Origin of the sequence: Streptomyces sp. Isolate_45 (assembly GCF_024721315.2) — a bacterium.
Lineage (GTDB): Bacteria > Actinomycetota > Actinomycetes > Streptomycetales > Streptomycetaceae > Streptomyces.
The window spans coordinates 1-10,696 of the sequence record NZ_JANFAK020000227.1 but is presented as its reverse complement, the minus strand read 5'-3'; the positions used below and the strand labels follow the sequence as shown (position 1 = coordinate 10,696).

The following is a 10,696-nucleotide window of genomic DNA, read 5'->3' as shown; positions in this document are numbered from 1 at the left end:
AACCCGGAAGCTAAGCCTTTCAGCGCCGATGGTACTGCAGGGGGGACCCTGTGGGAGAGTAGGACGCCGCCGAACAACCCGCCCTTTTAGCTCAGTCGGTAGAGCGTCTCCATGGTAAGGAGAAGGTCAACGGTTCGATTCCGTTAAAGGGCTCAGTTAAGAAAAAAAGGCCCCCGCCTCTTGGCGGGGGCCTTTTTTGCGTTCCGGGTTCTTTTTGATGGTGATGTCCTTTGCCGGGAGTTCGTCGAGGACGGCTCCCGGCAAAGGGCGGTCAGGCGCCTTCGCGCTGGTGGGGGACGCGGAACGCGAGGATGGCCATGTCGTCCGAGGCCGGTTCGGCCGCGAAACGTTCCACCGCGCGCAGGACGCGGGAGGCGACGGCGCCGGCTGTGAGGCCGGTACAAGTCGTCAGGACCTCGGCGAGGCCGTCGTCGCCCAGCATGCGGCTGCCCTCGCGGCGTTCCGTCACGCCGTCCGTGACGCAGAGGAGTACGTCGCCCGGATCCAGGGTCAGCGTCTGTTCGTAGAGGTCGAGGTCCTCGATGACGCCCAGCAGGGGCTGTGGTTCGGCGGCCGAGGTGACCTCGCCGTCCGGGCGCAGGCGCAGGGGGAGCGGGTGGCCGGCGCAGACGACCTTCATCAGGGCGCCGCCGTCCGGCTGCGGGTGGAGCTCGCCGTACAAGAGGGTGAGGAACCGGCTGCGCGCGCCCTCGTCGAGGATGGCCGCGTTGAGGCGCTCCAGGACCGCGGGGCCGCCGAGGCCCTCGCGGGCCAGTAGGCGCAGGGCGTGCCGGGCCAGGCCGGTGACCGCGGCCGCTTCCGGTCCGGTACCGCAGACGTCGCCGATGGCGAAGCCGTACGCGCCGTCGCGAATCGGGAAGACGTCGTAGAAGTCGCCACCGACCTCATTGCCCTCGCCGGCGGCGCGGTAGATGACCTCCACCTCCATCCCCGGGATGGCGGGGGAGCCGGGCGGCAGGAGGCTGCGCTGGAGGGAACGGCTGATGGCGGTGCGCTCGGAGTACAGCCGGGCGTTGTCGAGGGCCAGGGCCGCCCTGCGGGAGAGGTCGTCGGCCAGTTCGAGGATCTCCTGGCGGAAGTGTTCCTCGCGGGGTTTGCCCAGGGTGAGCATGCCGATCACGCGGTTGCGCGCCAGGAGGGGCAGGACCACGGAATCGCCGCCGACCGCGGAGGCCGCGGCCGCCCACGGGCGGGCGCCGGCCTCGCGGACCGGTTCGGGCGGGCTGACCCGGGACAGCAGGGCCTTCAGGCCGTCGATGTTGTCCTCGTCCTCGTGCAGGACGTAGGCCAGGTACGGGTCCGAGGCCTGGTCGGCGATCGTGTAGACGGCGCACCAGGTGGCGAGGGTGGGGACGGTCATCTGGGCCATGAGGGCCAGGGTCTGGTCCCGGTCGAGGGTGCCGGCGAGCAGGTCGGAGGCCTCGACGAGGAAGGACAGGGAGCCGCGGCGCAGGCGTTCCAGCTCGCCGAGGCGGGCGGACTCGACGGCGAGTGCGATGCGGTCGGCGGCGAACTGGAGGCGCAGGGCCTCCTCGTTGGTGTAGCGCCCGGGGCTCTCGGCGGCGATGCCGAGGGAGCCGGTGAGGCGGCCTTCGACCTTGAGGGGGACCGTGACGGCGGAGCGCATGCCCGTCGCCTCCAGGAGCGGTACGGCTCCCGGGACGGCCGCGAGGTCGTCGTGGACGGCCGGCATGCGGGCCGAGCCGTACCGGTTGGTGCCCGCCTCGACGGGGACCCGGGCGAACCGCTGACGGGTCGAGGGCAGGCCGGTGGTCGCGCGGACCTCCAGCTCCGTCTCGTCGTCCGTGGCGAGCAGGAGGAACGCGGCGTCCGCGTCGAGCATGTCGCGGGCCCGCTCCACGGTGCGCTGCAGCAGGCTCTCCAGGTCGTCCGGGGCGGGGGAGCCGATGAACACCTCGAAGGGGTCGACCGGGCGGCTCTCGCCGGGGTGGCCCCCGTCCGAGGGGATGCGTACGGGGGTCTGGAGCAGGGCGCGCTCGTCGTCGTGGACGAGGAGGCAGACGATGGAGGGTTCGCCGTGGGCGTCGCGCACCCGCAGGTGGGAGGCGTACACGGGGATGACCCGGCCGTCGGCGCCGCGGATGCCGTAGCTGCCCTCCCAGCGGGACAGGCGCAGGGCCTCGGCGATTCCGGTGCCGGTGCCGGGGGTCTGCGGCCAGGCCGCGAGTTCCGCGAGCGGGCGGCCCACGGCCTTCTCGGCGGGGTGGCCGAAGATGTGCTCGGCGTCCTCGTTCCAGGCGGCGATGGCGTCGGTGGCGTCGATCTGGATCACTGCGACGCGGACCCGGCTGTCGGTCAGCGGGAGGAACTGGTCCGGTACGACGGGTCCCGCGGAGCGGGTACCGACCGGACGGTCCGGCAGGTCCAGGCGGAACCAGACGTGCTTGTGGGTGGCCGTGTACTCGACGCCCCAGCGGGTGGCGAGGGCGGCGCAGAGCATCAGGCCGCGGCCGCTCTCCCGGTCGGGGTCGGCGTAGGGTCGCTCGCCGGGGTGGGCGAGCGGGAGCTCGCGCTCCGGGTACCGGTCGGCGACCTCGACGCGCACACCGTCCTCGGCGCGCAGGCACAGGACCTCGGCCCGGGTTCCCGCGTGGACGACGGCGTTCGTGACGAGCTCGCTCGTCAGGACCACGGCGTCGTCGACGATGTCCGCGAAGCCCCAGCCCTGCAGGGTGTCGCGGACGAACGCGCGGGCAGCGGCGACCGAGCGCCCCTGGGGGTCGAAACTGGCAGCCGCCCGTGCCGTGATCAACAAGTCTCCTTCGACGCGGTGGGACATCGGATGCCAGGTTACTTACCTTCGCGGTGGCAAGGAGGCCGTCGTGGGGGATTCCACCCGCAGGGTACGGCCGGTGTGCGATGGTGCCGGAGTGTTATGGCCGGGTTCGGCCGGGGTGAAACACTGGGCAGGCTTGGAGAGCCGGATTTTGGATAGTCGGATGTCCGGTGGAACAGCGGTAGACCCTTTCGGGAGGGACACGGTGGAGTCTGGAGCAGCGGTGCGGCGTGCGGGAACGCGCCCCAAGGGGGGCCGGTCCCGGCGCGGTGGTACGACGGAAGTCGATACCGCCGCTCTGAACCGGCTGCTCACGGCCCTGGTGTCGATGCGCGACGGAAACTTCCGCAAGCGGCTGACGGTGTCCGGCGACGGTGTGATGGCGGAGATCGCCGCCGTCTACAACGAGGTTGCCGACCGCAACCTCCACCTGACCGGTGAACTGTCCAGGGTCCGGCGGATGGTGGGCCGTGAGGGCAAGCTGAGCGAACGGCTGGAAACAGGCGCCTGCGAGGGTTCCTGGGCGGCCGCGATCGATGCCTCGAACCAGTTGGTGGACGATCTCGCCCGGCCGGTCTCCGAGGTGGGTCGGGTGCTCTCGGCGGTCGCCGAGGGCGATCTCGATCAGCGGATGGACTTGCGTACGCAGGCCTCGGAGGGGGCCGGGCACCCGCTGCGCGGGGAGTTCCTCAAGGTCGGTCGTACGGTCAACAACCTGGTCGACCAGCTGTCCGCGTTCACCGACGAGGTGACGCGCGTGGCGCTGGAGGTGGGTACCGAGGGCAAGCTCGGCGGGCAGGCGCAGGTGCGCGGAATGTCGGGTTCTTGGAAGGACCTGACCGACTCCGTCAACACGATGGCGTACCGGCTCACCGCCCAGGTGCGTGACATTGCTCTCGTTACGACGGCGGTGGCCAAGGGCGATCTGTCGCGCAAGGTCACGGTGCACGTGGCCGGCGAGATGCTCCAGCTGAAGAACACCGTGAACACGATGGTGGACCAGCTGTCGTCGTTCTCGTCCGAGGTGACCCGGGTGGCCCGCGAGGTGGGTACGGAGGGTGAGCTCGGCGGTCAGGCGAAGGTGCCCGGGGTCGCGGGCGTGTGGAAGGACCTGACCGACTCCGTCAACACCATGGCGGGCAACCTGACGGCCCAGGTGCGCGGGATCGCGCAGGTCACGACGGCCGTCGCGAACGGTGACCTGTCGCAGAAGGTGCGGGTCAGCGCGCGCGGCGAGGTGGCGCAACTGGCCGAAACGATCAACCAGATGACCGAGACGCTGCGTACGTTCGCGGACGAGGTCACGCGCGTGGCCAGCGAGGTCGGGGCCAAGGGGCTGCTCGGTGGTCAGGCGCAGGTGCCGGGGGCGGCGGGGACGTGGAAGGACCTCACCGACTCGGTGAACACGGTCTTCCGCAACCTGACCACACAGGTGCGGGACATCGCGCAGGTGACGACGGCGGTGGCGAACGGCGATCTGTCGCAGAAGGTCACCGTCGACGTGGCCGGCGAGATGCTGGAGCTGAAGAACACCGTCAACACGATGGTCGACCAGCTCCAGTCCTTCGGTGCCGAAGTGACGCGTGTGGCCCGTGAGGTCGGCGTCGAGGGCGAGCTGGGTGGTCAGGCGCAGGTGCCGGGGGCGGCGGGGACGTGGAAGGACCTCACCGACTCGGTGAACACCGCCTTCCGCAACCTGACCGGACAGGTCCGCAACATCGCCCAGGTGACGACGGCGGTGGCGAACGGCGATCTGTCGCAGAAGGTCACCGTGGACGTCTCGGGCGAGATGCTCCAGCTGAAGAACACCGTGAACACGATGGTCGACCAGCTGTCGTCCTTCGCCGACCAGGTGACGCGCATGGCGCGGGACGTGGGCACGGAGGGTCGCCTCGGCGGGCAGGCACGGGTCGAGGGGGTTTCCGGAACCTGGAAGGAACTGACCGACTCGGTCAACTTCATGGCCGGGAACCTGACCTCGCAGGTCCGCCAGATCGCCCAGGTGACGACCGCGGTGGCGCGGGGCGACCTGTCGCAGAAGATCGACGTGGACGCCCGGGGCGAGATCCTGGAGCTGAAGAACACCATCAACACGATGGTCGACCAGCTCTCGGCGTTCGCGGAGCAGGTGACCCGCGTCGCCCGCGAGGTCGGTACGGACGGCCGGCTCGGCGGTCAGGCGCAGGTGCCCGGGGTGGCCGGGGTCTGGCGCGATCTGACCGATTCGGTGAACGGCATGGCCGGGAACCTGACCTCGCAGGTCCGCAACATCGCCCAGGTCGCGACGGCGGTGGCGCGCGGTGATCTGTCGCAGAAGATCGACGTGGACGCCCGGGGCGAGATCCTGGAGCTGAAGAACACCCTCAACACGATGGTCGACCAGCTCTCGAACTTCGCGGAGCAGGTGACCCGCGTCGCCCGCGAGGTGGGTACGGAGGGCATCCTCGGCGGTCAGGCGGAGGTGAAGGGGGTCTCCGGCACCTGGAAGGACCTCACGCAGTCCGTCAACTTCATGGCCAACAACCTGACTTCGCAGGTGCGCAACATCGCCGAGGTGACCACGGCGGTGGCCATGGGCGACCTCTCGAAGAAGATCACGGTCGACGCCAAGGGCGAGATCCTCGAACTCGTCACCACCGTGAACACGATGGTGGACCAACTGTCCTCCTTCGCCGAGCAGGTGACCCGGGTGGCCCGCGAGGTGGGTACCGAGGGCATCCTCGGCGGCCAGGCCCGGGTCCGGGGGGTGACCGGCATCTGGAAGGACCTCAGCGACAACGTCAACACCATGGCCGGGAACCTGACGGCGCAGGTGCGCGGGATCGCGCAGGTCTCGGCGGCGGTCGCCAACGGCGATCTGACGAAGAAGGTCACCGTCGAGGCGCGCGGCGAGGTCGCGCAGCTCGCGGACACCGTGAACACGATGGTCAAGACCCTGTCCTCGTTCGCCGACGAGGTCACGCGCGTGGCCCGCGAGGTGGGTACGGAGGGTCGGCTCGGCGGTCAGGCGCACGTGCCCGGGGTCTCGGGGACGTGGAAGGACCTCACCGACTCGGTGAACTTCATGGCCTCCAACCTCACCGGTCAGGTGCGGCAGATCGCCATGGTCACGACCGCCATCGCCAAGGGCGACATGACCAAGAAGATCGACATCGACGCGCGCGGCGAGATCCTGGAGCTCAAGACCACGATCAACACGATGGTCGACCAGCTGTCCTCCTTCGCCGACCAGGTGACCCGCGTCGCCCGCGAGGTGGGCACCGAGGGCATCCTGGGCGGCCAGGCCCGGGTGCGGGACGTCGACGGCACCTGGCGGGACCTCACCGAGTCCGTGAACGAGATGGCCGGGAACCTGACCCGGCAGGTGCGGGCCATCGCGGCCGTCGCCACCGCGGTGACCCGCGGCGACCTGAGCCTGAAGGTCGACGTGGACGCGGCGGGCGAGATCCAGGTCCTCCAGGACAACATCAACACGATGATCGTGAATCTCCGCGACACCACCTTGGCCAACAAGGAGCAGGACTGGCTCAAGGGCAATCTGGCCCGGATCTCGGCCCTCATGCAGGGCCGCCGGGAACTGGACGACGTCGCCTCGCTGATCATGAGCGAGCTGACCCCGGTGGTCTCCGCGCAGCACGGGGCCTTCTTCCTGGCGCTGCCGACCGGCGGGAGCACCGAGATCGGGACGGACGGCGGCGCGGAGGGCTCGTACGAGCTGCGGATGCGCGGGAGTTACGCGTACGCGGGCGGTCAGATGCCCATCTCCTTCCGGCCCGGGGAGGGGCTGATCGGTGCGGTCGCCGAGGAGAAGCGGACGATCCTCGTCGAGAACACCCCGCCCGGTTACCTCAAGATCTCCTCGGGGCTCGGCGAGGCACCGCCGGCGCACGTGATCGTGCTGCCGGTGCTCTTCGAGGGGAAGGTGCTCGGCGTCATCGAGTTGGCCGCCTTCCAGCCGTTCACGCAGATCCAGAAGGACTTCCTCAGCCAGATCGCCGAGATGATCGGTACGAGCGTCAACACCATCTCCGTCAACTCCAAGACGGAGATGCTGTTGAAGCAGTCGCAGGAGATGACGGAACAGCTGCGGGAACGCTCCGACGAGCTGGAGAACCGGCAGAAGGCGCTCCAGGCCGCGAACGCGGAACTGGAGGAGAAGGCCGAGCTGCTGGCCCAGCAGAACCGGGACATCGAGGTGAAGAACACCGAGATCGAGGAGGCCCGGCAGGTCCTGGAGGAGCGCGCCGAGCAGCTCGCGGTCTCGATGCGCTACAAGAGCGAGTTCCTGGCGAACATGTCCCACGAGCTGCGGACACCGCTCAACTCGCTGCTGATCCTGGCCAAGCTGCTGGCCGACAACGCGGACGAGAACCTCTCGCCGAAGCAGGTGGAGTTCGCCGAGACCATCCACGGGGCGGGTTCGGACCTGCTCCAGCTGATCAACGACATCCTCGACCTGTCGAAGGTCGAGGCGGGCAAGATGGACGTCTCGCCGACGCGGATCGCGCTGGTCCAGCTCGTCGACTACGTGGAGGCCACCTTCCGGCCGCTGACTGCGGAGAAGGGCCTGGACTTCTCGGTACGGGTGTCCCCGGAGCTGCCGGCTACCCTGCACACGGACGAGCAGCGGCTCCTGCAGGTGCTGCGGAACCTGCTGTCGAACGCGGTGAAGTTCACCGACACCGGGGCGGTGGAGCTGGTCATCCGGCCGGCCGGAGGGGACGTCCCGACCGCGATCCGGGAGCAGTTGCTGGAAGCCGGTTCGCTGCGCGAGGCGGACGCCGACCTCATCGCCTTCTCGGTGACCGACACCGGGATCGGGATCGCGGCGAGCAAGATGCTGGTGATCTTCGAGGCGTTCAAGCAGGCGGACGGGACGACGAGCCGCAAGTACGGCGGCACGGGCCTGGGGCTGTCCATCAGTCGGGAGATCGCCCGACTGCTGGGCGGGGAGATCCACGCGGCCAGCGAGCCCGGCCGGGGGTCGACCTTCACCCTGTACCTGCCGCTCCACCCGAGCGAACTGCCCCCGCAGGGTTATGCCCCGCCCACACCGGGCGGCGCGCGCGGGGACTACCGCAGGGCGGCCGAGGAGGCGCGGCCCGAGCCGGTGCCGTACGCGCCGGCCGAGGTGTCCGCCGCTCCGGTGCGGGCCGCGCTGCCCGCGGCGGAGCCGGCCGGGCAGGGGTCGTCGGCGCTGTTCCGGCGGCGCCGCAAGGCCCAGCCGGAGGCGCCGGCGCGCGGTGAGGTGCCGGGGCAGGCGGACGGGGGGGCGTGGGAGCTGGAGGAGCCGCTGCCGACGCCGCCGCGGACGTACGACTTCCACGGGGAGCGGGTGCTCATCGTCGACGACGACGTGCGCAACGTCTTCGCCTTGACCAGCGTGCTGGAGCAGCACGGGCTGGCGGTGCTCTACGCCGAGAACGGGCGGGAGGGGATCGAGGTCCTGGAGCAGCACGACGACGTGGCGCTCGTGCTGATGGACATCATGATGCCGGAGATGGACGGGTACGCGACGACCTCGGCGATCCGGAGGATGCCGCAGTTCGCGGGACTTCCGATCATCGCGCTGACGGCGAAGGCGATGAAGGGCGACCGGGAGAAGGCCATCGACTCCGGGGCGTCCGACTACGTCACCAAGCCGGTCGAGCCCGATTACCTGTTGTCGGTGATGGAGCAGCACATGCGCGACGAGTGATCACCGACCGGAAGGCGGGCACGTGGTGGGCGGGGCGAAGGGGAACCTTCTTCCCTCTCCTCACGTTTCCGCTTCGTGCACAGTGACATCTTGGTGACAGGGTGTGGCGATCTCGGGACTGGGGCTACGATGACCGGCACAAGGACGGACGGCTCAGGGATGCCGTTCTCTGGGGCGGGGCCCGGCACACAGGCCGGCGCCCGGAGCCGGGGAGGCCCCATGCCGGGGCGAGGAGGACAGGGCATGGTGCAGAAGGCCAAGATCCTCCTGGTCGACGACCGGCCGGAGAATCTGCTGGCGCTGGAGGCCATCCTCTCCGCGCTCGATCAGACACTGGTCCGGGCGTCGTCGGGGGAGGAAGCGCTCAAGGCGCTGCTGACGGACGATTTCGCGGTCATCCTGCTGGATGTGCAGATGCCGGGCATGGACGGATTCGAAACCGCCGCGCACATCAAGCGGAGGGAACGGACCCGGGACATCCCGATCATCTTCCTCACCGCGATCAACCACGGCCCGCACCACACGTTCCGCGGTTACGCGGCGGGTGCGGTCGACTACATCTCGAAGCCGTTCGACCCGTGGGTGCTGCGCGCCAAGGTCTCGGTGTTCGTGGAGCTGTACACGAAGAACTGCCAGCTCCGGGAGCAGGCGGCGCTGCTGCGGCTCCAGCTGGAGGGCGGCAGCTCCAACGGCGTGGACGGCAGCAAGGAGACGGCGGGCCTGCTGGCCGAACTCTCCGCGCGGCTCGCGGCGGTCGAGGAGCAGGCGGAGGCGCTGACCAAGCAACTCGGCGAGGATTCGGCCGACGGCGCGGTCGTGGCGACCGCCGCCCATCTGGAACGCAAGCTGACCGGGCTGAGGCGCGCGCTCGACGCGTTGGAGCCGGGCACCGGCGGGCCGACCGCCGTGCTCCCCGCGCAGGGCTGAGCCGGAGCCGTCCCGTCGGGTGCGGGGGCGGCTCCGCCCGCCGGCCACGGCGCCGGTCATCGGGTGACATCACGGCGGAACGTTGGCTTCCGGTAAGTGCGCTGGGTGGACGTCAGGTCTGTCGGGGCGTCAAAGCGCGTACGGACCCGGCGACACGAACGGGTGAAGGGGTGGGCACGCGTGTCCACCGGGGCGCGCACCGGTAACCTCGGCCCATGGCCTCAAGTACGTCCGGCAAGGGTTCCCCGAGCAGCGCGGGCACCGCGAAGGGCCGCACCGGCCGTACGACGGCGCCGGCGAAGAAGTCCGCGCCCGCGCGCAAGCCCCCCGCGAAGAAGGCCGCTGCGGCCAGGCGCGCCCCGGTGAAGAAGGTCGCCGCCAAGCCGGCGCCGTCCCCGACCGGGGGCGTGCTGCGGCTGGTGCGTGCCTGCTGGCTCGGTCTGGCGCACGCGGTCGGGGCGGTCTTCCGCGGGGTGGGCCGGGGCGCCAAGAACCTCGACCCGGCCCACCGCAAGGACGGGCTCGCGCTGCTGCTGCTCGCCCTGGCGCTGATCGTGGCCGCGGGGACCTGGTCGAACCTGAGCGGACCTGTCGGGGACCTGGTCACCATGCTGGTCACCGGGGCCTTCGGGCGCCTCGACCTGCTCGTGCCGATCCTGCTCGGCGTCATGGCGGTACGTTTCATCCGCCATCCGGAACAGACCGACGCCAACGGGCGCATCGGCGTCGGCCTGTCGGCCCTCGTCGTCGGCGTGCTCGGGCTGGTGCACATCGCCTGTGGGGCACCCGGCCGTGACGAGGGCACGACCGCGATGCAGAACGCGGGCGGGCTCGTCGGCTGGGGCGCCTCCAAGCCGCTGATCTTCACCATGGGCGCGCCGCTGGCCGTCCCCATGCTGGTGCTGCTCACCGTGTTCGGACTGCTGGTGGTCACCGCGACCCCGGTCAACGCCATCCCGCAGCGGCTGCGCCGCCTCGGCATCCGGCTGGGCATCATCGCGCCGAACGAGTACGACGAGGGGTACGGGGAGCCGGAGGGCCTCGCTCCGCAGGGCGGGCGGGACCGGCACGACGCCGAGCAGTGGCGGGCCCGCGCGGGGGACCCCGCGGACCACGGGGACCCGGCGGACGCCGCCGAGGAGGCCGCGCTCGCCCGTCGGCGCCGGCCGGGCGGCGACCTCACCCAGGGCATCTCCACCGGGCCGGAGGGCGTGGAGACCACCGCTCCGGTGCCGCCCGCGCGGGACGAGCGG

General features: G+C 70.5%; 3 protein-coding genes, 1 tRNA gene, 1 rRNA gene and 1 pseudogene. 5 read left to right on the top strand and 1 reads right to left on the bottom strand.

The genetic code is table 11. The features are described from left to right. Positions 1-75, top strand: a 5S ribosomal RNA gene (gene rrf, locus NOD94_RS37790); the annotation flags it as partial. A gap of 5 nt (positions 76-80) precedes the next feature. Further along, positions 81-153: transfer RNA gene (locus NOD94_RS37785), tRNA-Thr, on the top strand. 118 nt (positions 154-271) lie between these two features. Here NOD94_RS37785 and NOD94_RS37780 read toward each other — a convergent pair. Then, positions 272-2,794 carry a SpoIIE family protein phosphatase gene (locus NOD94_RS37780; RefSeq protein WP_281210770.1) on the bottom strand — a complete coding sequence of 841 codons (2,523 nt, stop codon included), beginning with the start codon at positions 2,792-2,794 and terminating at the stop codon, positions 272-274. 229 nt (positions 2,795-3,023) lie between these two features. Between NOD94_RS37780 and NOD94_RS37775 the strand changes: the two genes are divergently transcribed. From NOD94_RS37775 to NOD94_RS37765, 3 genes and pseudogenes are all read left to right on the top strand, one after another. Next, positions 3,024-8,516, top strand: a complete 5,493-nt coding sequence (locus NOD94_RS37775) for a HAMP domain-containing protein (protein WP_281210769.1) — start codon at positions 3,024-3,026, stop codon at positions 8,514-8,516. Between the two features lie 243 nt (positions 8,517-8,759). Then, positions 8,760-9,443, top strand: a complete 684-nt coding sequence (locus NOD94_RS37770) for a response regulator (RefSeq protein ID WP_281210768.1) — start codon at positions 8,760-8,762, stop codon at positions 9,441-9,443. Between the two features lie 215 nt (positions 9,444-9,658). After that, positions 9,659-10,696 (top strand): annotated as a pseudogene (locus tag NOD94_RS37765) (cell division protein FtsK); the annotation flags it as partial.